14 protein-coding genes are annotated in these 20096 nt (G+C 62.6%); 5 read left to right on the plus strand and 9 right to left on the minus strand.

Translation table 11 applies throughout. From position 1 onward, the window contains the following. Positions 1–27 precede the first annotated feature (27 nt). Positions 28–2349: a catalase/peroxidase HPI gene (katG, locus tag RVY76_RS15760; RefSeq protein WP_317376848.1), complete on the minus strand. Its 2322-nt coding sequence runs from the start codon at positions 2347–2349 to the stop codon at positions 28–30. 785 nt (positions 2350–3134) lie between these two features. On the opposite strand from katG, the gene RVY76_RS15765 reads away from it, so the two are divergent. The 5 genes from RVY76_RS15765 (at position 3135) to RVY76_RS15785 (ending at position 13232) form a co-directional block, all read left to right on the plus strand. Beyond that, positions 3135–4589 carry an alanine/glycine:cation symporter family protein gene (locus tag RVY76_RS15765; protein ID WP_317376849.1) on the plus strand — a complete coding sequence of 485 codons (1455 nt, stop codon included), beginning with the start codon at positions 3135–3137 and terminating at the stop codon, positions 4587–4589. A 353-nt stretch (positions 4590–4942) separates the two neighbouring features. After that, positions 4943–6613, plus strand: coding sequence for an ABC transporter transmembrane domain-containing protein (locus RVY76_RS15770; protein WP_317376850.1), 1671 nt, complete (start codon positions 4943–4945; stop codon positions 6611–6613). Positions 6614–6690: 77 nt separating this feature from the next. Next, on the plus strand, positions 6691–8820 hold the full coding sequence (locus RVY76_RS15775; RefSeq protein ID WP_317376851.1) for an ABC transporter transmembrane domain-containing protein: 2130 nt from the start codon (positions 6691–6693) through the stop codon (positions 8818–8820). After that, positions 8817–10151, plus strand: coding sequence for an HlyD family type I secretion periplasmic adaptor subunit (locus RVY76_RS15780; RefSeq protein ID WP_317376852.1), 1335 nt, complete (start codon positions 8817–8819; stop codon positions 10149–10151). Before RVY76_RS15775 ends, RVY76_RS15780 begins: the two co-directional genes overlap by 4 nt. A 39-nt stretch (positions 10152–10190) precedes the next feature. Then, the gene (locus RVY76_RS15785; RefSeq protein ID WP_317376853.1) at positions 10191–13232 is read left to right on the plus strand and encodes a cadherin domain-containing protein; all 3042 of its coding nucleotides are present in this window, start codon (positions 10191–10193) and stop codon (positions 13230–13232) included. A gap of 178 nt (positions 13233–13410) precedes the next feature. Here RVY76_RS15785 and RVY76_RS15790 read toward each other — a convergent pair whose 3' ends face one another. From RVY76_RS15790 to RVY76_RS15825, 8 genes are all read right to left on the minus strand, one after another. Beyond that, entirely contained in the window at positions 13411–14331 is a 921-nt protein-coding gene (locus RVY76_RS15790) for an aminotransferase class IV (protein WP_317376854.1), read from the minus strand. A 23-nt stretch (positions 14332–14354) separates the two neighbouring features. After that, positions 14355–15125: an amino acid ABC transporter ATP-binding protein gene (locus tag RVY76_RS15795; RefSeq protein WP_317376855.1), complete on the minus strand. Its 771-nt coding sequence runs from the start codon at positions 15123–15125 to the stop codon at positions 14355–14357. Between the two features lie 9 nt (positions 15126–15134). Next, the gene (locus RVY76_RS15800; protein ID WP_317376856.1) at positions 15135–15800 is read right to left on the minus strand and encodes an amino acid ABC transporter permease; all 666 of its coding nucleotides are present in this window, start codon (positions 15798–15800) and stop codon (positions 15135–15137) included. A 10-nt stretch (positions 15801–15810) separates the two neighbouring features. Then, complete coding sequence (locus RVY76_RS15805; RefSeq protein ID WP_317376857.1) at positions 15811–16476, minus strand: amino acid ABC transporter permease; 666 nt, start codon at positions 16474–16476, stop codon at positions 15811–15813. A gap of 62 nt (positions 16477–16538) precedes the next feature. Beyond that, complete coding sequence (locus tag RVY76_RS15810; RefSeq protein WP_317376858.1) at positions 16539–17363, minus strand: transporter substrate-binding domain-containing protein; 825 nt, start codon at positions 17361–17363, stop codon at positions 16539–16541. After that, a complete protein-coding gene (locus RVY76_RS15815; protein WP_317376859.1) occupies positions 17360–18064 on the minus strand; it encodes a GntR family transcriptional regulator in 705 nt (234 codons plus the stop codon). Before RVY76_RS15815 ends, RVY76_RS15810 begins: the two co-directional genes overlap by 4 nt. Positions 18065–18393: 329 nt before the next feature. Beyond that, positions 18394–19128: a TIGR02186 family protein gene (locus RVY76_RS15820; RefSeq protein ID WP_317376860.1), complete on the minus strand. Its 735-nt coding sequence runs from the start codon at positions 19126–19128 to the stop codon at positions 18394–18396. Next, on the minus strand, positions 19125–20054 hold the full coding sequence (locus tag RVY76_RS15825) for a sulfite exporter TauE/SafE family protein (protein ID WP_317376861.1): 930 nt from the start codon (positions 20052–20054) through the stop codon (positions 19125–19127). Before RVY76_RS15825 ends, RVY76_RS15820 begins: the two co-directional genes overlap by 4 nt. Positions 20055–20096 lie beyond the last annotated feature (42 nt).

The raw sequence follows: 20096 nt of genomic DNA on the forward strand, positions 1-20096 counted from the left end.
CCTCATCGGCGCGGAGCAGTGATCGTATCAGCAGATGGAGGTTGCTGCGGCCCGCTCTTTCGGTACGTCATACCGGTCGAGCATCATGACCTTCGTCCAGGCATTCACGAACGTCCGGACGAGATGCTCCTCGCCATCGGCACCCGCGTAGAACTCGGAGACTTGGCGCAATTCGCTGTTGGCCCCGAAGATGAGATCGCAGCGGGTTGCGGTAAAGCGCGTCTCACCGGAGGCGCGATCGACGAGATTGAACAGCGTCTCGCTTTCGTCCTGCGGTTCCCAGACGTACTCCATCGAGACGAGAACCTTGAAGAAGTCGTTGGAAAGAACCCCGGGACGATCGGTGAAGATGCCGTGCCGTCCGCCGTCGAAGTTCTGGTCGAGCGCACGCAGGCCGCCCGAAAGCGCCGTCCATTCCGGCGCGGTAAGCGCGAGCTTTGCCGCCTGGTCGAGAAACAGATGTTCGTCGGGTACCGCGAAACGCACCGCGTCGTTGTGGTAGTTACGGAACCCGTCGACCACGGGCTGAAGCCAGTCTATCTGCTCTGGATCGGTCATCTCGTCCGTTGCGTCGGTCCGACCGGGCACGAAGGGCACATTGACCTCGTGACCTGCATCCCTTGCGGCGTCCTCGACCGCGGCAGAGCCCGCGAGGACAATGAGATCGGCAATCGAGATCTTCGTCGCGCCACGCTCGTCGAATTCCGTCTTCACGCCTTCGAGTGCCGCCAGAACACGCGACAGCTGATCGGGTGCGTTGACCGGCCAGTCCTTCTGCGGCTCGAGTCTCAGGCGACCGCCGTTGGCCCCGCCGCGCTTGTCGGTGTCGCGGTAGGTCGATGCCGCGGCCCATGCGGCGGCGATCAGCTCGCGCCGGGGAATGTTCAGCGCACCGATCATCCGCTTCAGTTCGGCCACATCATCCGCGCCGACGAGCGGATGATCGACCTCGGGCAGCGGGTCCTGCCAGATAAAGTCACCGCCCACATCCGGCCCAAGATATCGCGATTTCGGGCCCATGTCGCGGTGAATGAGCTTGTGCCAGGCTTTCGAGAAGGCATCTGTGAAGGCGTCGAAATCCTGCAGGAAGCGTTCGCAAACGGCGCGGTATTTCGGATCGACCTTGAACGCGATGTCGGAGGTCATCATCATCAGCGGGTTCATCTGACCCTCGACATGCGCATCGGGCGTCTTCGGCGCGTCGGGATCCACCGGCGTCCATTGCACCGATCCTGCCGGGCTCTTGGTCTGCTGCCATTCGAACTTGAAGAGATTCTCGAGGTAGGAATTGTCCCACCGCGTCGGATCGGGTGTCCAGGCTCCCTCGATCCCGTTCGTCATGGTGTACTGGCCCTTGCCCGTTCCGTTGGGATTGTGCCAGCCCATTCCCATCGACTGCATCGACGCACCTTCGGGCGCAGGTCCGATCTGGTCCGGGGGGGTCATGCCATGGGATTTGCCGAAGGCATGTCCGCCCGCGACCAGCGCGACGGTTTCCTCGTCGTTCATCGCCATGCGAGAGAACGTCTCACGGATGTCGCGCGCCGAATCCATCGGGTCGCCATTGCCGTTCGGGCCCTCGGGATCGACGTAGATCAGCGCTTGGTGCGATGCGCCGAGCGGGTTCTCGAGGTCGTAATACTCTTCCTTGACGTCGCCTTCCCAGCGGATTCCGCGGGTCACCATCTGGTCGGGGTGCCCTTCATGTGGACCGGCGGGCTCTTCGCCCGGACGTTTTCCGTGCCAGCCTTCGGGACCCCAATAGGTTGCGCGATCCGCTTCCCACGCATCTTCGCGGCCGAAAGCGAAGCCCTCAATCGGCAGACCCATATCCTCGAGCGCCACGGTACCGGCGAGAACCATAAGATCAGCCCAGCTCACCTTCGAGCCGTATTTCAGCTTGAGCGGCATCAGGAGGCGCCGCGACTTGTCGGTATTGCCGTTGTCCCACCACGAATTGATCGGCGCAAAACGCTGCATGCCCTGCCCGGCTCCGCCGCGTCCGTCGGCGATCCGGTAAGTCCCTGCCGAATGCCATGACATTCGGATCATCTGCGGGCCATAATTGTCGTAGTCGGAAGGCCACCACTCGACCGAGCTGTGCAGGAGCGCGCGCATGTCCTGCTTTAAGCCCTCGTAGTCCAGCGTTTCGATCGCCGCCGCATAATCGAATGTCTCGCCCAGCGGATTCGACTGCACAGGGTTCTGGTTCAGAAGCTCGACTTTAAGGCGGTTGGGCCACCAATGGTCCAGCTGCGGCTCCGAGCCCAGGGCACCGCCCACGCGCGTGCCGCGGAACGGACATGCGCCAAGGGTCGCCGCATGATCGTCGGTAGGTTGGTCTTTCATTGCAGGTCTCCTGCGGAATGTGGGTATCGGGAGTGATGGTCCCGTTCATCTATGCCGGTCGATCGGGCTACGCTGGTGCCTCGTCCGTCGTCCGACTGCCGCCAGAGAGAATAGTCTGCGCCGGAGCGCAGACAAACAGGACGGTGCGGAGATACCGACCTCGGTGTCGGTCGATAGGCGGACACGGTACTTGATGTCACGTCCCTTCAGGAAGAAGCGCGGCCGAAAAGATAAGGGCGCTACAACTACCGCGGGTGTACGATGTCTTGTATAGCCTGTAATCCGTGCAATCTTCTATACATTAAATTTCCGATATAACTTACGATAAAGTAAGTATTTTCCGTCACTCATATCCGCGAGGAAGCCTTCAACCTCAAGCTCACGCTAAGGGCTTTCACAATGTTTAAAGTACTGGGCGACACCGAACGTGTACTGCGCTTTGCCGCGGAAAAACCAATCAGACAATCGGCAAGTCTAATGAAAGTTACCACTGCGTAACTTCGACGCTCGGCCAGAATTAGCCGAAATTGACGCGACGCAATGTCGCCGCATGGGCTCCCAAAGCGGCTTGATCGCGGTCAGTCGCGCAGCGCCCGCCCCGTTCGATCCCCGGGCAGGATGCGGTTCGACGCCTCTATTGCTTGATATGATCACTCTCGGCCAGCCAGGCCCGACAGATGCGAAACCGCATCATGCCTACGCCGCCGGGCATCGTAGGCAGGTGAAGGGTTTTCATCGCAAGAAGTGTGGTTAACACTTGCGTGATATTTGCGGAAGGCAGGGCAATGACAGCAATCGTAGATTTTCTCAACACGATCCTCTGGGGCTATGTCCTCGTCTATGGTTTGCTGGCCGTCGGCCTGTATTTCACATGGCGGACGGGGTTCCTGCAGTTTCGCCATTTCCCCGAATTCTTTCGCGTCATCAAATCTTCGCGGGATACATCGTCTGCGGGCATCTCGCCGTTCCAGGCGCTAACGATCTCGCTCGCGAGTCGTGTGGGCACCGGCAACCTCGCCGGGGTCGCGGTTGCAATCTATCTTGGCGGCCCGGGTGCCGTGTTCTGGATGTGGATGGTGGCACTGGTGGGCATGGCGACGGCCTATGCCGAATCGACGCTGGCACAGCTTTACAAGGTAAGGAACGCGGATTCACAGTATCGCGGCGGGCCGGCCTTCTACATGTCCAAGGGCATCGGGTCCAACGCGATGGGCTATGTCTTCTCGGTCTGCCTGATCCTCAGCTTCGGCCTTATCTTCTCGGCTGTGCAGGCGAACTCCATCTCGGTCGCGATGGAAGAGGCATTCTCGGTCCCGAAACTCGTCACCGGTCTCGTCGTCGGCGGTCTTGCGGGCATCGTGATCTTCGGCGGCATCAAGTCGATCGCGCGCGTTGCCGAGAAGATCGTCCCGGGCATGGCCGGGCTCTACATCCTCGTGGCGCTGATCATCGTGCTGATTAACATCGCCGAGGTTCCGGCCATGCTGGCGTTGATCGTCAAGTCGGCCTTCGGCTTCGAGGCGGCTGCGGGCGGGTTCACGGGCGGGTTCATGGCAGCGCTCCTCAATGGCGTGAAGCGCGGCCTCTTCTCGAACGAGGCTGGCATGGGGTCGGCCCCGAACATCGCGGCCGTCGCGGTGCCCGATCCGCATCACCCGTCGAGCCAGGGAATCGTGCAGGGACTCGGCGTCTTCATCGACACGCTCGTCATCTGCACGGCGACCGCGTTGATGATCCTGTTGTCTGGCGCGGTCGACTATTCCGAAGGTGCACCGACCGGCATGGCGCTGACACAGATCGCTCTCGAGCAGCACATCGGTGCGTTCGGCCCGATCTTCGTCGGGATCGCGATCCTGTTCTTCGCCTTCACCTCGATCATCGGAAATTACTCCTATGCCGAAAGCGCAATGGAGTTCCTCGGAATGGGCAAGCGCATTCCGCTTCTCGTGCTGAAGGCGCTGGTGGTTCTCATGGTGGTCTGGGGATCGCTGCAGGCGGTGACGACGGTGTTCAACTTCGCAGATGCGTCGATGGCGCTGATGGCGACGGTGAACCTCGTTGCGATCCTGATCCTGTCGAAGACCGTCGGAAAGCTCACCCGCGACTACTTCGCCCAGAGACGCGCGGGAAAAGAGCCGCTCTTCAAGATCGCGGACTACCCCGAGCTCGGCGACGGTGTCGATCACTCCATCTGGAACCGCAACGTGGAGCGGGAAACCAGATCGGCCGAACCCGAATAAGACCATCCGCGGCGGCGCAGGATTTGCCACGATTCCATCGTGGCGGACCTGCCCAATTGGCCCTGTGCCGCCGCGCTTCTACTGTCCCTGCTCCGGTAGCCACCGGCGGAGCACTATCGAGATGCCGCAAAGGTCGTTTCTCAGGAAATGTGGACCTCCCGCATTACGCCATCTCAGAAGACACTCGTTCGATAAGTCCCGGAACCCTTAAAGGTCGGGATAAGGCCGAACCGGTCACCGCATTCCTGTCTGCTACGGCCCGATCCCGTCCGCGACGGGTTTAACCCAATCTTATAATCGGTCGCGCTAGGAGACCACGTTCCTGCAACCATCCGGGCCCGTGGAATCGCGACATGATCGAGGATGTCCAGAATGCCAGGAAGGATCCTGCGATCATCGCGGCATCGTTCCTGACGAACATCTTCGCGCTGGCCTTGCCGCTGGCGCTGCTGCAGGTGTTCGACCGTGTGGTTCCGAACCGCGGGTTCGCGACACTGGGGGTTCTCGCGGTCGGCCTCGCCGTGGTTGCGGTGCTCGATTACGCAGTCAGGACGGCACGTTTCCGCATCGTTTCCGCATCGACCATGCGGTTCGCGCTTTCGGCGCATTGGCAAGCCTGCCAGCGCATCCTCGATCCGGGGATCGATGGCCGTTTCCTCGCGACGCACAAGCTGTTCGACCGGTTCGACTCCATCGCGCGCATCCGCAAGCATTACGGTGGCGAGGTCGCGATCGCGCTCTACGACATTCCCTTCGTCCTCCTGTTCATCGCAGTCGTGGTGCTGATCTCGCCGATCATGGGCCTCGGAGCCATGCTGCTCGCGCTCGTTTCGATGATCGTTGTGGTGCATTTCCGCCGGAGGATCATCAAACTCGGACACGAGCGGATCGAACGCAGCGGGCGCCGCAACGCGTTTCTCGCCGAAACGCTCGGGCGGATCGAGATGATCAAGGCGCTCGGCCTCGAATCCGATTTCGAACGCCGTTATGAAAAGCTGATGTCGGTCAATGCGGCCCAGACGCGGGAATTTTCCGAGCGGGTCAGTTTTACCCAGGGCCTTGCCGGGACTATCTCCCTCGTGTCGCCCGTGATCATGGCCTGCCTGGGATCCTTCCTCGTAATCAACCAGTCGATCACGATGGGCGGACTGGCGGCGACGATCCTCCTGACCAGCCGGATCATCCAGCCGGTTCTTAGGATCGAGGCGCTGATCGCGGGAGAGCGCGACGTGCGCTTCCACGTCGAAGACGTGGCTCAATTGCTGGGCGCGCCGCTTGTCAGATCCGGCCGCCATTCCGTCGGCCCGATCGACGAGATCCGGCTGGAAGACGTCACGCTTGCCGAAGCGGACGGAGCATCGCCGCGATTGGACGGGGTCAGCCTGTCGCTTCGAAAGGGCGAGGCGATCGCTCTCGACGGCCATGACGAAAGCGGATGTTCGGCCCTGATCTCCATTCTCGGAGGTCATTCGGTTGCAACGTCCGGCAAGGTCGAGCTGAACGGACGGTCGATCCTCGATCTCGACCCCGTCGCTCTTTCGGAACGGATCGTCCATCTCGGCGGCGATCATGTCATGCTTCAGGGCACCCTTCTCGACAACATGACCCGCTTCGATCCCCCGCGATATCGCGACGAAGCCTTCGCGCTGGCGCGACGGCTCGGGATCGACGAGTTCATCTCGGGGCTGCCCGACGGGTTCTATACCGACGTTTCCGTTCAGAACGCCGCCCGGTTGCCGAAAGCGGTACATGACTGTGTTCTCGCGATCGGCACTCTCGTCTCGAAACCCGACGTGATCCTCTACGACGAGATGTCCTTCGGTCTCGATCATCGTCTGAAATCGTCGCTTCTCGAATTGCTCGCCGAGATGAGGTCCGAGCTGATCCTCGTCGTCGTCAGCTACAATCCTTTCGCGCAGCCGCTCGCGGATCGTCGTTACCGGCTACGGGATGGGAAACTGATCGAGGAATCCGCGCTGCCGGGGCCCGCAATCGCGATCACGCGCGCCGGGGATGCCCCATGAAGCTCGAAGCCAGGATCCTCCCCGCCGAAGATCACTCAGGGGAAGCGCAGATACACCACGCCGTCCAAGCGGATCCCGTGACTGCGGACTTCGCCTACGACACGTTGATCGAAGGCATGGAGAGTGGCCTGTTTTGCGGCATCCCCGTCGCGGGATCGGGTCCGCGCATTCTGGTCGAGGTGTTGCGTCGCCGTGCGTGGCCCGTCAACGCGCGCAGTTTCGCCGGGGCGACACCGCATTTTCCCGACCGGTTCGAGATTCCCGAAATCCGGGCGACATTGCGAAATCTGGGTCTTTTCACGCGTGAGGTCCAGTACAGTGGCGCGGATCTTGCGGCACTTCCGCCCGGCACGATGATCCTCCATCGCGACCGTGTGCTTTTCGTCGAGACCCTTTTGGGCGATGGAGCGGTCCTGCGGGATTGCGCGACGGGAGCGCGGTCGGGAATCCGGGCGGGGCGCGTCTACGATTGCCTGATCGTCGAGGATCGACCAAGCCACGAGGGCGCGGGACAGGTCGAACCTCTGCGGCGTGAAATCGTGACCCGGTTCTGGCCGGAACTGCGTCTGCTCGTGCTTCTGACCACGCTCTCGAGCTCGCTCATCATCGCGGCGTCGATGTCGGTGGCCTTCGTCTTCGAGGCGGTCCTGCCAAGCGAAGCAATGGATACGCTCGTCGCGATCTGCATCGGTCTTGTGGGAATGATGGCGATCGACATCCAGCTTCGGCGCATCCGGGCGCAGGTTACGGCGCGGGTGTCGGGGCGCCTCGACTACATCGTGAGCGCGCAACTCTATTCCAAGCTCCTGCGCATGCCGCTGAGCCTGCTGGTCGCCGCGCCGAACAGCGAACAGCTCGAACGCCTCAAGCAGTTCGAGGCGGTACGCGATTTCGCGGCCGGTCCGGGCATGATCATCATGCTCGATCTTCCTTTCGTCGCGGCGCTGATCGTGGCGATCTTCGTCATCAACCTTCAGCTCGGCTTCGTGGTGCTCGCCACGCTTGCCGTGCTCGCGGTCATCGTGGCGATCGCCGTCCCGCGGCTGAGAAGCCGGGTCGCCCGCCATGGCACGGCCCGAAGGGCCTATCGTCGCCTTCTGAGCGACACGCTCGATCACGCCGGGCAAATCGCGCGGCGCGGACTAGGGCCCGCCTTCTCGGCACGCTTGCAGCCCGCCTTCAAGGAAGAACTCGAAGCACAGGCCGCGCTCGATCGGACGGTCGCAGCTCTCGGTATTGGCCTGTCGATTGTCATGACGCTCAGCGTCGCGGCGATCGCCTTCGTAGGTGCCTGGCAGGTAACCGAAGGCAATATCTCGGGTGGCGCGCTCGTTGCGTGCATCATTCTCGGATCGCGCCTTTTCGGTCCGGTACGGCAGGCGCTTCTCGTGCTGATGCGGGCCGACGGCCTGCTCAAGATCTTCCGGCAGGTCGACGCCATGAGGGCCCTCCCCTCCGAACGCGACGACAGCGCTGTGCGGACGGACGGGCGGCAGACCGGCTCCTCGCAGATGCCGATCGCGTTCGAGAACGTGGTCATGCGATACCCGAGATCGAGCGAGCCCGCGCTCAAGAACCTGACGTTCGAGATTCCGCCGAACTGCCTGACCTGCATCGCCGGTCCGTCGGGCGCGGGAAAGACTTCCCTGCTCCGGGCCATCGTCGGCAATCATACGATCCAGTCGGGTCGGGTACGCCTCGGGACGATGAACCTCGCGCAATGGGCCGGGCGCCAGAAAGCCGAGCTCATCGGATATGTCGGGCACGAACCGCTTCTTATCCACGGGACGGTCGCCCAGAATCTGCGCCTGATTGCCCCTGCCGCGACACGCACCGACCTCGAGGCGATCTGCGATGAACTCGGTCTTCTCGACAAGGTCCGCGCGCTGCCGGCAGGCTTCGACACGGTTCTCGACCGGGCTGCCGAAGCGGCGATGACACCGACCTTCCGAACGCAGCTCTGCGTCGCACGTGCGCTGCTCGGAATGCCGAAGATTCTCCTCCTCGACGAGATCGAGGTGTCGCTTTCCCCCGAAGATGAACGCCTCCTGATGGCGGCGCTCGAACGCCGGCTGGACGGGATGTCATGCGTCCTCGTCAGCCATCGGCCGACCATTCTCGCACGCGCCCGACACGTCGTTGCCCTGCGCGACGGGCGCGTTGCATTCGCCGGTGCACCGTCCACCATCGAACAGAGGAAGCCATGATCCTTCCGTCAACCATGTCCCATGCTCACGCCGGCCACGCGACCCTCACGTCGAGTGCGTTCCTCCCCGAATACCACGAAACACGCCCCGCACGTGCGCTCGTCTGGACGATTGCCGTAGCGCTCGTCGGCTTCATCGCCTGGGCAGCCTACGCCCCCGTGCACGAGACCGTGACGGGTCAGGGGATGATCCGTCCGGAGGGCCTCCTGCAGCGGGTGGAGCATCCCGAGGGCGGCGTCGTCGCACGCATTGCCGTCGCCGAGGGGGATACCGTCGAGGCGGGCGATACGCTCGTCGTGCTCGACGATTCCGATCTGCGCGCCGATAGCCGCAAGCTCACGGCCCGGATCACGCGGCTGGAACGGGACATTGCCCGGTACGACGCGCTGCTCGCACTGGCCCCAGAGTCCGAAGCGCGCGACCGGGCGGGTGCCGGTATCGATCCCGCGCTGATCGAGGAACTTGGGTTCCGCGCCGCGCAGCTCGACGTGATCCGCCAGGAGCGCGCCGTTGCCGAGGCCGGCATCGCCGCGATCACGGCGCGTACAACCTCGCTCGGCTACGAGATCGATCTCCTCGCCGCCCGGCAGGCCCGCTATGGTGCCGTCGAGAACAGTGGGGCCCTGACCCGTCAGGCGGTCGAGGATCTCGACCGCGATCTCGTGAAGCTCCGCGCCAACCGCGACGCGCTTTCGGGCGAGCGTGCCGTAACCGAGGCCAGGATCGCCCGGACCCTGGCAGAAGAGGCCGAACTCGTCGGGTCATATCGCTTCGACGCGGCGCGCAATGCGGGCGAGGCACGCGAGGAACTCGAAGCCGCGCAGGAGACGCTAGGCCAGATCGACGAGCGGCTCGCCCGCACCATCCTCACCGCGCCGGTCGCGGGCATCGTCAATTCGATCGAGGTCCAGGGCCCGGGAGAGGTTCTCGGTGCGGGCGAGATCGTGGCCGAGATCGTGCCACGCGACAGCCGTGCGGTGGCCGAGATCGAGATACCGGCAGAGCGGGTCGGCGGCATCAAGGTCGGCGATCCGGTCAGCCTCAAGATCCTGACATACGATTTTACGCGGTTCGGCGACATCGAGGCCCGCGTCGAGCGTATTTCGCCCTCGAGCTTCGAGATCGACGGGGGACGGCAGGTCTTCCGGACGACCTTGTCGTTCGAAAAGAATGGTGCATTCGCCGATCGCGGCCACGAAAGCGACACAATGCTCCCCATATCTCCCGGAATGACGGTCGTGGCAAACATCACGACTGAACGACGGACGGTCCTGTCCTATCTCCTGAAGCCGCTTCGGATCATCTCCGACCGCGCGCTGACCGAGAGATAGGTCCGCCCGGGCGGCGAGAAGTTTCGGAAGGCAGAGACGATGACGCAGGTAGATTCGAGGCCGGTGCAGGCCCGTGGCAGCGAACCGGGTCCGCGCGACGCAAGGCTTGACGGCCCCCGTCCCGCGACCGACGTGGAAGCCGACAGCGCGGCCTCCGCCGCGCCGATCAGCGTGACCTTCGCCGGCAGTGCGGTCTCATGGACGGTCCTCGGCAGTGTCGGCGAAGCGGAAGAGGGTGTCCTCTTTTCCCGTCCCCGTGTCGAGGATTCCGGAACCGAACGTGCTCTTTCTCTTTCGGATGCGGACCCGAGTTCCACACCTGCGTTCCAGCCTTCGGCCGCATCGCATCAGGGCACGCGATCGCTGGCAGTTTCTGCGGGAGACGATCGCGGAGCGGACCCAGATCAGCCGACGCCCGAACCCATCGAGGTCGAGTTCGCCCCGCCACGCTCGACCTTTCCCGTCGAGGAGTTTCGCGCAAACCCCTTCGAAGACGTCCTGCCGCCCGTCGAGGAGCTGTCCGAGGTTCCGTCCCGGGCTGATGACGCCGTGTCCACCGATACTCCCGACCCCTCCCCGCCCGAGGATGCCGCAATCGATCGGATGGACGTCACTGCGCCCGATGGAAAGAACCCGGTCGTCGAGCCTGCCCCGGACGCTCCGACCGATCCGGAACCGGGGCAGGAAGCGCCGTCTGGCTCGGATTCCGATGCCGGCGAGCCTTCCGCGTCGGAGGATCCTACCCTGCCCGATGGCGATGCGGTCCGACCCGATCTGCCGCCGCAGCCTGATACCCCGCCCCTTTCGGACGGCGATCCGGCAACCCCTGGTGCCGTCCCCGAGGATGCAGGTGATAACGCTGCGGTGTCTGACGCCCCATCATCGACCGACGAGCAGGTCCAGCCGCCCAAGACCGACGGAGGGCCGTCAATTCCCGATACCGGAACCCCGCCGCAACCCGAACCGATCCTCGATCCGGAACTGCAACCGGAACCCACGGATCAGGATGGCGGTGACGGGCCTGTCCCACCGGCGGAGAATACCGAGACCTCCGAAGATGCCCGCGCACCCGTCGACGAAAGCCCGGAGAATACCGCGATCGGCCCGCAAACCGACACGAACCCGGTCGAGAATGCCGTGCTTGAGGATGCGCTCCCCGGAACGTCCACGGGCCTCACCGTCGAGGCCGCCGATCCGGATACCGGGGATACGGTGACATACACGCTTACGGATGATGCCGGCGGACGTTTCGCGATCGATGCCGCCACGGGCGAGGTGACTGTCGCGGCACCCCTCGATGCGGAGCAGGCGAGTGATCACGACATCACCGTTTCCGCAACGTCGACCGACGGATCGGCCACGTCGCAGACCTACACGATCCGCGTGGACGACATCGCGGAGCATATCGCGCTTGCCGATGGCGGCAGCAGCTTCGTCGATGCGAATGTCGCGGAACTCTCGATTACCGGCGGTGATGGCGACGACATGATCGCCGGTCATGCCACCGACGGCAGCATCATTACCGGCAACGCCGGAAACGACACGATCGAAGGGGGCCAGGGATACGACGTCGCCGTTTATGACGGAGTTCGGGCCGACTACGATGTCACGAAGGACGATACCGGTGCCGTGATCGTCCGCGATCTGCGGCCCGGTTCGCCCGATGGAACGGACAGCCTTCGAGGCATCGACGCCCTGCACTTCTCCGACGGGGAGATCTCTATCGAGGAAGCGTTGAACCTCGCACCGGGCGATATATCGTTCGAGCAGATCGGCGTTCTCGAGAATGCAATCGAGGCCATGGTGGGCAGGCTCTCGGCCGAGGACCCCGATCAGGGCGATGTCGTGCGATGGTCGGTCGACGATCCGCGCTTCGCCGTGGACGAGGATGGTGGCCTCAGGCTCGCCGAGGGACAGAGCCTCGATTTCGAGCAGGGACCGGTCACGCTGGTCGTTACCGCATCCGATCGGTTCGGTGCCGAGTCGACACAGACGATCCTGATATCCCCCGGTGATGTGGCAGAGAGACTGATCCTCGCGGACGGTGGTGTCGTGTTCGACGATATCGGCGTTTCGGAACTGGAGATTATCGGCGGCAGGGGCGCGGATCACATCACCACCCACGCGGACGGTGGCGTCGTGCTCGGCGGTGCGGGTGACGACACGTTGATCGGGCGCGACGGTGACGACCGTCTCTGGGGAGGCGACGGCAACGACCGCATCGACGGCGGCCGTGGCAACGACTTTCTCGATGGTGGTGACGGCAACGACACGATCGCAGGTGGCCGAGGCGAAGATACCCTTCTCGGTGGTGCCGGTGACGATTCGCTCTGGGGCGGACAGGGTGACGACCTGATCGTGGGAGGCGACGGGGCCGACAAGCTCGACGGCGATGTCGGGAACGACACCCTTCTCGGCGGTGCCGGAAACGACACTCTCGTCGGCTGGTACGGCGACGATCTGCTCGACGGCGGTGCGGGCGACGACCGGGTCGATGGCGGCAACGGCAACGACACGCTTCTCGGCGGCACCGGGAACGACACCATTCTCGGATGGGTCGGGTCGGATTTGATATACGGCGGCGAGGGCAACGACAACATCGACGCCGGAGCTGGCGGTGCCTGGGCAGCGGAGGATGGCGCGGATACCGTCCATGGCGGGGCGGGCGACGACACGATCAAGGGCGGCTACGGCGACGACCTTCTCTATGGAGACGAGGGTCACGACAGGATCTTCGGAGGTTACGGCAACGATACTCTCGTCGGCGGTACGGGCAACGATTTCATGGAAGGAGGCGACGGATCGGACGAGTTCTGGGTCTCGTCCGGCGAAGGCGCGGACACAGTTCATGGCGATACCGGCTGGACCGATCTCATCCGGATCTTCGACGGTTCGGGCCCGGTCAATGTGAGCGACACCCAGATCGACGGAAACGGTTGGACGCTGCTCGTCGAGGATGGGAGCGGCATCACCGATGTTTCCGACGGCGGTGCGACGCTGTCGCAAGACGCGGCCGGCACCATTACCTTCGACGATGGCGGCAGCATCTCGTTCGCCGGGATCGAGCAGATCCAGTGGTAAACCAGACCAGCCGCGCCTGATCTGCAAAAGACAGGCGCGGCTGGTCTGGGCCGACGGAACTTAAAAGACGTCAGAGCTTTCAGCGCCTAACTTTGGGTCGTCGAAGTTTGGCATGTTGAAAGCCCAGAACGTCAATCTTGTTGCTAAGCCAAAGCTCGAAGCCCGACCTTCAAGTGATTTATGCGGTTTCCAGAACATGCGTCTGATAAAGCCCCATCATTCGGCTGGTCATCGGTCCCGGCACTCCCGAACCGATCTGCCTGCCGTCGATGCGTGACACAGGGGTGATGCCGCCGAGCGTTCCGGTGACGAAGGCTTCGTCCGCTCCATAGACTTCTGCAAGCGTGTAGTCCTTCTCGCGCACGACAAGCCCCGCATCCTTCCATATCCCGATCGCCTTCTTCCGGGTAATGCCGTTGAAGCAGCAATCCCCTCGGGAGGTCCAAAGTTCTTCTCCGCGAAAGATGAAAAAATTCGTAGAGTTGCAGCTTGCAACGAACCCACGGTCGTCAAGCATGAGCGCCTCATCCGCACCCATGTTGATCGCCTGTATCAGAGCCTGAATGAAGTTCAGGCGACTGTGCGAATTCAACCTGAGATCGAACACGTCAGGCGTCGAGCACCTGATCGTCGACGTCAGGAGCGACAGCCCCGTCTTCTTCAATTCCGGGTTGGGTTGCTTGTACTCGGCGACGATGACGATCGTCGCCCCGCCGACAATGAAGCGCGGATCCTGGTTCGGCGTCGATTTGGTCCCGCGCGACACCATGAGACGGATGTGAACCCCGTCCTCCATTCCATTGTGACGCAACACTTTCCATATTTCGTCAACCAATGCGGATTTCGGCATTCCGATATCCAGCTGGATAGAGTTCGCCCCTTCGTAGAGCCGGTCGATATGATCCTCGACCGCGAGCAGGCGACCGTTCACAAGGCGAAGGCCCTCCCAGACCCCGTCGCCGAGTACGAAGCCCGCGTCGAAGATCGACACCTTTGCCTCGTTACGGGGAAAGAACGCGCCGTTTACGTAGACCTCGACGCCTTCGTTGCGGGAATCCTTGGCATAGCTCTGCGAGGACGTGTTGCTGGGCGGTGTCATTGTCGCGCCTCCGTTTGGATTCATCAGAAAGAGAATTCGCCGAAGCGCCGCAGGAAATCCTGGGTCCGGGCCATTTTCGGACTCTTCAGTACCTCGTCGGGCGTTCCGACCTCGTGGAAGACCCCATCGGCGAGGAAGATGACCTTGGTGGCGAAGTGATACGCGAAGCCCAGTTCATGTGTGACAAGCAGCATCGTCCGCCCTTCGCTTGCGAGGTGGTTGATCGTCCGCAGCACTTCGCCCACGAGCTCGGGATCAAGTGAGGAGGTCGGCTCGTCAAAAAGCAGGATCTCGGGTTCCATAGACAATGCACGCGCAATGGCAACGCGCTGCTGCTGCCCTCCCGAGAGATGGCTGGGCCAGGCATCGTGCTTGTCCGCCAACCCGACCTTCTCCAATTCGCGCACAGCGATCGTCTTGGCATCGGACCGCTTCATTTTCTTAACTGTGACAAGGCCTTCCATGACGTTCTGCAGAACAGTCATGTGGGGAAAGAGATTGAACTGCTGAAACACCATTCCCAGCCGCTCGCGCACCTTGCAAAGCTGCTTCTCCGGGTAAGTGACGCGGCCGTTCTTCTCTGCACCGATGCGTTCTCCGTCGAGACGGATCTCGCCCCCCGACGGGGTCTCCATGAAGTTCATGCAGCGCAGGAAGGTGGACTTGCCCGATCCCGATCCCCCGATGATGGCGATCCGCTCGCCCTTGGCCACGGTGAAATCGATGCCGCGCAGCACGTGATTGCTGCCGAAGCGCTTGTGAAGGTCGCGGATCTCAAGGATGGGCGGGCTCATGGGCGCTCCTCAATTCGACCGGGCGAGGCGTTTTTCGAGGCGGCCCGCCAGGAATGTGCCGGGATAGATCAGCACGAAATAGATGAAGGCCACGACAGTCAGGATCTCGAACGGCCGGTAGAAGGTCGAGGAGAGCAGCCGCCCCTGATACATGAGTTCGTGGACCTGAATGACCGAGGCGAGAGAGGACATCTTCGCGACTTCGATCGTACGGTTGGTAAAGGCCGGAAGCATCCGCTTGGCGACCTGCGGCAGGATGATCCGACGCATCGCCTGCGATCTGGTCATGCCGATCGACTTGGCCCCTTCCATCTGGCCGCGGTGGATCGAGTTGATCCCGCCGCGGAAGATCTCGGCAGAATAGGCAGAGGTATTGAGAGTAAGACCGAGGAGCGCTGCCGCGAAGGGCGACATCTGCACCCCGATGAGGATCGGGAACGCGTAGTAGAACCAGATCAGCTGGATCAGAACGGGCGTATCTCGGAAAAGTTCGATATAGCAGAGACTTGGAATACGCAGCCAATGCCGCCTGGACATGCGTGCCTGCGAAATGGCGAAGCCGCCGACGAGCCCCAGCGAGATCGATGGCAGCCAGATCAGGATCGTGACGACCAGGCCGCGCCAGAGCACGATCCAATTGTCGAAGACGATCGAAAAGTTCGGCTCGTAATTCATCGTCCGCCCCTCATTGATAGGCCGTCAGGCGCGCTTCGGCGAGGCGGGCGAGCTGGCTCGCCGTGACGAGCAGCGCAAGGTACATCAGCGCGATCGTCGTATAGACCTCAAGTGGGCGGAACGTCTCGGAATTCACCAGCATGGCCTGGTAGAGAAGATCCGCATAGGCGAGCGTCGAGGCGAGCGCGGTGGTCTTCAGCAGCTCAAAGCTGCGCTCGATGAACGGCGGAACCATCCGCGCCATTGCCTGTGGAAGGATGACCCGCCGCATGAGGGCCGGAGGTGTCATGCCGAGCGCGCGGCCGCCTTCCCACTGCCCGCGCTCGATCGAGACGATGCCGCCGCGAAAGACCTCGGCATAGAACGCTCCCGATTGCGTGGAAAGCGCCAGTACCGCCGCGACATAGGGTGTGAGATTGACTGCAAGAACGACCGGCAAAGCATAGAAGAACCAGAAGAAATGGACGAGAGGTGGGGTGTTCCGGTAGAACTCGATGAAGACCAGTGCGGGTACGCTGACAAGACGCCGCGGTGAGAGCCGCATCATCGCGAGCACGAGGCCGACGAGTACGCCCAACACGATCGATACCGCCGCGATCTTTACCGTGTTGAGAAGACCGATCAGCAGCATATCGAAGCGCGCCAGAACCGGCCCGAAATCCCAGGCGTAATCCATTCGAGATCCTTCGCTTGGCTCGGAATGCGCCCGGCCAAAAATCTGGGCGCAGCGTCAGCGGCTTACCAGTCTTCTCTTACGAGGCCGGGAATGCCTTCGGGGTCGACCCCGCGACTTTCGAGATATTCATCGAAGATCTCGTCGGGGACGCCTTCCGCGTAGAGGGTTCCAATCGTGTCGTTGACCCAGTCCGTGAACGCGCCGTCGTTGTCCTTGCGAAGCCCGACAGAGGTCGCGACCGGCTCGACAGGTTCGGGAAGAAGCACTTCGCCAAGCTGCAGACGGGCGTATTGCACGACCAGCGCGGGGTGGAACTGAACCACTGCATCGACGCGGCCGGCCGCGAAGGCGGCGATCGCCTCATCGTTGGAGGAAAAGCGGCTGATCTCGGCCTCGTCCATCATTTCCGTGATATTGCGGTCGAGGGACGTGCCGAGCGTCACGCCGATCCGCATGTCGGGCTGGTCGAGATCGTCCCAGCTCGTGCCCTCATACCCCTCGCCGACGAGAGCACCCATCGCGTAGTAGAACAGCGGGTTTTCAGGGAAGTCGAGCGCCTGCCGGCGTTCCTCCGTCGGGTCGAGCACGAACATCATGTCGATCTGGTTGGCCTGCAAAGCTGCGACTGCGTTGCTCCAGCTCGTCTCGACGGGGACCATCTCGACGCCCAGATCTTCGGCCATGCGCTCGCCCATGGCGACACCCACGCCGGTCCATTCCTCCGACATCGGATCCTTGTAGAACCAGGGCTCGGCCGAGGTCACGCCGATCCTGAGCTGACCGCTGTCTTCGACCTGCGCCATCGTCCCGCCCGATTGGGCAAGCGCCGGGGCGGCCCCGGCGATCCCGATGGCGGCCAGGCTCGCGAGGATGTCACGTCTCATCATGTTGGTCTCTCCTGCTGATATGGTTCTTGTGGTTTATCGATTGTCTGAACGAAGGACTTCGTCTTCTCTAGGCCAAGCCGCATGTGGGTATCGATCTCTGCACGCATGTGTTCGAGATCCGCGCCAAGGGCGAGCCGGACGTAATCGTCGTGGCTTTCGCGCTTCGGTCCGGTTATCCCATGTGCCCTGTGATGTGCGGCCCAGTAGAGTTGCAGACGCCCACGGATTCCCCGCCAGCTTTCCAGCAGTAATGCATTTCCGCAGGCCTCGTAGCAGAGGCCGTGCAGATGGAGCTCGGCGTCGATGGCCTGAACATCATCACCTGCGTCGATCGCCGCGAAAAGGGATTGGTGGCGCTCCGCGAGCTCGGCGCGGAACCGTGCGTCGCGTCGATCCCAAATCTGCTCGAAAGCGAAACGTTCGAGACAGATCCGCATCGCGTAGATATCGTCGATATCCTTGAGCGACAGGTCGAGGACCCGTGTGCCGGTGAACGCCACGGAGACGAGGAGGCCTTCGTCGATGAGCCTTCGCATGGCTTCGCGCATCGGGCCACGGCTCACTCCGAAACGCGCGGACAGCGCGGTCTCCGTCATCGGCTCGCCCGGTTCGAACTCACCGCTCAGGATCGCGACGCGCATCGCCCGGACGATCTGATCGGCCATGGTCTCGCGCCGTATCACCGTGTCGAGCATCGTCATGAGCAGGCATCCTGCAGATTGTCTACAATCAACGAGGCTACATGAAGGACGCTCATTGTCAAACGCCAGCGAACTATGCGGCGTCACCTAAAGATAGGCTCCGTAAGTCCGTCATTGGCGAAGAGCAAAGATCAACTTTAGGCTGTGGATGTTCGACCCAACTTGGATTTCTCTATCAGAAAAACTGATAGTGATTTTCTTGCAGGTACTTGTGGCTAGAAAGTCAAAAAAACGGATGAACACTGGCTGGGTCGATCCAACGGGGCTCCGTCCGGTTCCTATATGTGCGAATGCCGGAAACCGTCGTGTCGAACTTAGCACGGCGACAGCTACCTGCGGGCCAGCGCTGCTCCCGCCCAGCCCACGACAAGGGCGACGATCACGCAGGCGAGGCCGTAAAGCGGCGGATAATTCCGCGCGGCGAGCCGGATGCCCCGCTCGAACCCGGTGAGTCTGACCCCGAACGTATGGGTGTCGACAGACAACACCTCGCCTTCCGAGACCAGATAGACCTGCGCCGTGTAGATGCCCGGCTTGGCGTTCGACGGGAGCGACCACCGTGCCGAGAAGAAATCGCGCGAGTGGAACTGGATCGCGTTCTCGCGATAGCCGTACTGGAACTGCCCCTGGAGCACGGTCAGCAACGCCTCGTCGAAGGGATCGGCCAGTGCGCCAGGTTCCATCCGCGCGCCTTCGATGATATCGAGCGGGGTCAGCTCCAGTGCCTCCGCCGTCATCCGTTCGAGCGACGGCCCACCGAGCAGGTAATAGCTGTCCGGAAGCAGCCTGTAGAATGCCCGTTCGGTCGTGAGGAACATGCCCGCGCGACGCCCCTTGCGATCGACCACACGGTTGCGGCGCGGACCGTAGATCGCAATCAGCATCTCGTAGCTTTGGCCCGCCACGTCGTCCACGCTGCCGAACAAGGCCATCTGCTCACCCGCGAAGCGGGAGTTGATCTGCACGTCGGGGGCTGCGAAGGCGATCTCGACCGATTGCGCCCGTGATTGTCCGGAGACGAAAATCGTCAGGGCAACAAGCAGCCAGAGACGAAGCGCGCTCATGGCAGTTCCTCCACCTCTACCTCTGACGAGACGAAGATCGGACCGGGATCGATGAAGAGGTCAATGGCGAAATTGGCCGCGACGCCCAGCACCAGAAGCGACAGCAGGACGCGCAGCTGCGCTCCGCCGAGTCGACCGCCAAGCGCGGTGCCGACCTGAGCACCAACCACGCTGCCGATCATGAGGCAAAGTGCCAGCACGATGTCGACGGTCTGGTTCTGCCAGGCATGGAGGAAGCAGGTCACCGCCATGACAGCCGCGAGGTGCATCAGCGACGTGCCGATGACGAACTTGCCGGGGATCCGCAGCAGATAGACCAGAGCCGGAACGAGGATGAATCCGCCGCCGATCCCGAGCAGCGCCCCGATGAAGCCGATCGCGGCCCCGATGATGACGACCGGGATCGCCGAGATATACATTCCCGATCTGCGGAACCGCATTCTCAAAGGCCAGGTCTTGGTCCAGTCCCGCCGCTTGGGGGTCTGTCGGGTAGCCGATCCGTTACGGCTTCGAAAGATCGACCTGACCGATTCGATCAGCATGATCGTCCCGATCGACCCGAGAAGAACGAGGTAGCTGATCGCCAGCACCGCATCGAGCTGACCGAGCTGTCTGAGCCAGTCGAAGGTCGCGACGCCCAGGACGGATCCGACCGCGCCGCCCGCGACGAGCACCCCCCCGAGCTTGATGTCGATCGTCTTGCGCCGCCAATGCGCCATCGCCCCGGATGCCGAGGAGGCCACGACCTGTGCCGTCACGGACGCGACCGCCACAGGCGAGGGCACCCCCGAGATCAGCAGGAGCGGCGTGAGGAGGAACCCGCCGCCCACACCGAAGAGGCCCGCGATCGCTCCGACCCCGGTTCCGACGGCGACGAGCGTAAAGAAACTCAGCGAGATCTCGGCGATGGGCAGATAGATCGGCATGTGCCGGGCACCTCTTCGCGGATGGTGAACGCCGGATCGCCG

It is taken from the genome of Palleronia sp. LCG004 (assembly GCF_032931615.1).
Classification (GTDB): domain Bacteria; phylum Pseudomonadota; class Alphaproteobacteria; order Rhodobacterales; family Rhodobacteraceae; genus Palleronia.

What these genes read in the sequence shown, in the direction of transcription:
- katG (WP_317376848.1), bottom strand. Translation starts at nt 2,349, where the DNA reads ATGAAAGACCAACCTACCGACGATCATGCGGCGACCCTTGGCGCATGT.
- RVY76_RS15765 (WP_317376849.1), top strand. Translation starts at nt 3,135, where the DNA reads ATGACAGCAATCGTAGATTTTCTCAACACGATCCTCTGGGGCTATGTC.
- RVY76_RS15770 (WP_317376850.1), top strand. Translation starts at nt 4,943, where the DNA reads ATGATCGAGGATGTCCAGAATGCCAGGAAGGATCCTGCGATCATCGCG.
- RVY76_RS15780 (WP_317376852.1), top strand. Translation starts at nt 8,817, where the DNA reads ATGATCCTTCCGTCAACCATGTCCCATGCTCACGCCGGCCACGCGACC.
- RVY76_RS15785 (WP_317376853.1), top strand. Translation starts at nt 10,191, where the DNA reads ATGACGCAGGTAGATTCGAGGCCGGTGCAGGCCCGTGGCAGCGAACCG.
- RVY76_RS15790 (WP_317376854.1), bottom strand. Translation starts at nt 14,331, where the DNA reads ATGACACCGCCCAGCAACACGTCCTCGCAGAGCTATGCCAAGGATTCC.
- RVY76_RS15795 (WP_317376855.1), bottom strand. Translation starts at nt 15,125, where the DNA reads ATGAGCCCGCCCATCCTTGAGATCCGCGACCTTCACAAGCGCTTCGGC.
- RVY76_RS15800 (WP_317376856.1), bottom strand. Translation starts at nt 15,800, where the DNA reads ATGAATTACGAGCCGAACTTTTCGATCGTCTTCGACAATTGGATCGTG.
- RVY76_RS15805 (WP_317376857.1), bottom strand. Translation starts at nt 16,476, where the DNA reads ATGGATTACGCCTGGGATTTCGGGCCGGTTCTGGCGCGCTTCGATATG.
- RVY76_RS15810 (WP_317376858.1), bottom strand. Translation starts at nt 17,363, where the DNA reads ATGATGAGACGTGACATCCTCGCGAGCCTGGCCGCCATCGGGATCGCC.
- RVY76_RS15815 (WP_317376859.1), bottom strand. Translation starts at nt 18,064, where the DNA reads ATGACGATGCTCGACACGGTGATACGGCGCGAGACCATGGCCGATCAG.
- RVY76_RS15820 (WP_317376860.1), bottom strand. Translation starts at nt 19,128, where the DNA reads ATGAGCGCGCTTCGTCTCTGGCTGCTTGTTGCCCTGACGATTTTCGTC.
- RVY76_RS15825 (WP_317376861.1), bottom strand. Translation starts at nt 20,054, where the DNA reads ATGCCGATCTATCTGCCCATCGCCGAGATCTCGCTGAGTTTCTTTACG.